3 protein-coding genes and 1 pseudogene are annotated in these 2495 nt (G+C 51.9%); 3 read left to right on the top strand and 1 reads right to left on the bottom strand.

Translation table 11 applies throughout. The features are described 5' to 3' along the window. Window positions 1-528: 528 nt before the first annotated feature. The 3 genes from HZS81_RS17825 (at window position 529) to HZS81_RS17835 (ending at window position 2272) form a co-directional block, all read left to right on the top strand. The gene (locus tag HZS81_RS17825; RefSeq protein ID WP_179931866.1) at window positions 529-801 is read left to right on the top strand and encodes a LysR substrate-binding domain-containing protein; all 273 of its coding nucleotides are present in this window, start codon (window positions 529-531) and stop codon (window positions 799-801) included. Window positions 802-880: 79 nt separating this feature from the next. Further along, window positions 881-1831, top strand: coding sequence for an Rpn family recombination-promoting nuclease/putative transposase (locus HZS81_RS17830; RefSeq protein WP_179931867.1), 951 nt, complete (start codon window positions 881-883; stop codon window positions 1829-1831). Window positions 1832-2017: 186 nt separating this feature from the next. Then, complete coding sequence (locus tag HZS81_RS17835) at window positions 2018-2272, top strand: FitA-like ribbon-helix-helix domain-containing protein (protein ID WP_179931868.1); 255 nt, start codon at window positions 2018-2020, stop codon at window positions 2270-2272. 102 nt (window positions 2273-2374) lie between these two features. On the opposite strand, the pseudogene HZS81_RS18135 reads toward HZS81_RS17835, so the two are convergent. Beyond that, window positions 2375-2495 (bottom strand): annotated as a pseudogene (locus HZS81_RS18135) (IS5/IS1182 family transposase); the annotation flags it as partial.

The following is a 2495-nucleotide window of genomic DNA, read 5'->3' on the forward strand; positions in this document are numbered from 1 at the left end:
TCGAGACACTGCCTACCCTCAACAACGATGACGAACTGAACACGCTGCTACCTTGGCAGTGGAAAGAGACGTTACCCGCCTGAACAATGACTGGCTAGATGTAGTTATTGGATCGCTTACAGAGGTTATGCATGGCGTGCCCAATAAAGGGGACTAAAAGCGCCTTGTGGCGGCAAGAAGCTTATTTGCGTGATAATAACTTTCTCCTCCTCTCATTTCATGGATGGTTGGGCGCTTTCCGCTTTAACGCTGCCCTTTCTGTAACACCATCACGCCTGCCATCAGGATCAAGCCCATCCCTAGCCACGTAAACGCTCCATAAAACCCATCTACCCAAGCTAACCCGTGCTGATCACACTAACGATCTCTTTGGTTTGGAGATCATCATGTGCTGCGAACTCAACCCGACACAGGCCTTTTGGCTAGGGCATCTTTACGTTGCTTCGGCTCGGAACATGCCGTTAAATGATTATGCCGACTCACAGGCGTTAACCCTCACCGACCTGCTGATGTGGGAAAGGCGGTTAAGTGTGCAAGGGGTACCAGTGCCACCCCGCACGCTTTTTGTCGGTGGAGGTGGATTTTTGGGTACGCGATACCCGCACGTTATTGCAGATGGTCGCTGGAGATGTCGGGGTTAGTTTTGTGCCCACATTGGCATTAAATAAGAAGTTGATGCCCAACGTGGTGACGCTGCCGTTATCCCCCCGACGTGACCGAAACCTGATTGCCTTTTGGCCGAAAAAGCAGCTGCTTAACCGGATGGGTAGGCAATTGCTGAGTGATAGCAATGCTTTGTAGGCCTTTCATCACAACGTGTGAATGTTTTACGGGTAGCTGAGCATGCTATTCTGGCTTGGATCGATTGTCAGAGGTCTCCATGGTCAGCAACCATCACGATACCGGCTATAAAGAGCTTTTCAGCTATCCTGAGTTTGTTCAGCAACTTATCGAAGGCTTTGCGCCTGCTGAGATTGCCCGGTTAATGGATTTCTCTACCCTGAAAAGCCATAGCGGCAGCTACATTACGCCGCTGTTCGAAGAGAAAATTGAGGACGTGGTGTGGTCAGTCAACGTTAACTGGCAGGGGATGACCCAAGAGGTGTACCTGTACATCTTGTTGGAGTTTCAGTCCTCGGTGGATCGCACTATGCCGGTTCGGCTGATGCACTACGCCGCGTGCTTCTACAGTGAGTTACTAAAGCAGAAGGTCATCACACCCGGCCAGGGTTTACCGCCGGTGTTTCCAGTAGTGCTTTATAACGGCTCAGAGCGCTGGTCGGCATCGTTAGACCTCTATGACATGATCATGCCGGAACCACCGGGTCTCCTGCAGGTCTACCAGCCCCAGATGCGTTATTACCTAGTCGATGAAGGGCGCTATACTGATGAACAGTTAGGCTTGGTGCAGTCGCCGTTAAGCGGGGTGTTCAGTATCGAGAAGGCGTCCACGAATCGCCAGGGGCTGCAGCAAGCCGTGGATCGAATTGTGGCGATTATTCAGGCGGATCCCCACAAAGAGCGCATCGACAAGATTATTACCCGCTGGCTTAAACGCCACTTGCAGCGGCTCGGGGCTGAGGTCGACCTCAATCAGCTCAACAGTTTGGTGGAGGATAAAGACATGTTGGCAGAAAATTTGGAAAACTGGGCTCAGCAAGAGCGTCAGGAAGGCGAAAAGCTGGGCATCGAGAAGGGCGAAAAGCTGGGTATCGAGAAAACGGCCCGTAATCTGCTCAGGCTGGGGGTGCTGAGTGATGAGCAGATTGCTGAAGCGACAGGCTTGGCGCTAGATGAAGTGGCTAAGCTGCGAACTGAAGGTAAGCGCTAAACCTGCATTTATTTCCGTATTCCCGCTTCACACATAAAGCGAAAGGGCAGTCCAAGTGACTGCCCTTTCTGCTTTTGGCTGCTGAGGTTGGCAGACATTTCCCATGCTTGCTTTCTGCATGCAATTTACTATATTGAATGCAATTAGAGCGTGCTGCGTTTAGCACACGCAATAGGAGGTTGAGCTATGGGCATGATGACGATCAGGAGCATTCCTGACGAAGTACACAATGCACTGAAAGCGCGGGCCAAGCAGAATCACCGCAGCGCTGAGGCTGAGGTACGGGCCATCCTGGAAGAGGCCACAAGGCCAGATAATCGTCTCAAAATGGGCGATGCCCTGGCGGATTTGGGACGCAAGCTTGGGTTGACCAATGAAGACGTTGCGGCCATTGAAAAGGTGCGTGACAGGACGCCGGCTGAACCGATGAGGTTTGAATGATCATTCTGGATACCAATGTCGTTTCCGAGGCGATGAAACCCGAACCTGATCCGGCCGTCAGAGGTTGGCTTAATGAGCAGTCGGCTGAAACGTTATACCTGTCTAGGTTTTGTACGAAAAGTTGGCTCGCAAGCAACGGTCGATGCACGCCACGCATACCATCGCCTTAAAGCTACTTGCCAGCTTTTCATAGCGTGTGGCGATGCGGCGACATTCTTTAAGC

Origin of the sequence: Vreelandella salicampi (assembly GCF_013415105.1) — a bacterium.
Lineage (GTDB): Bacteria > Pseudomonadota > Gammaproteobacteria > Pseudomonadales > Halomonadaceae > Vreelandella > Vreelandella salicampi.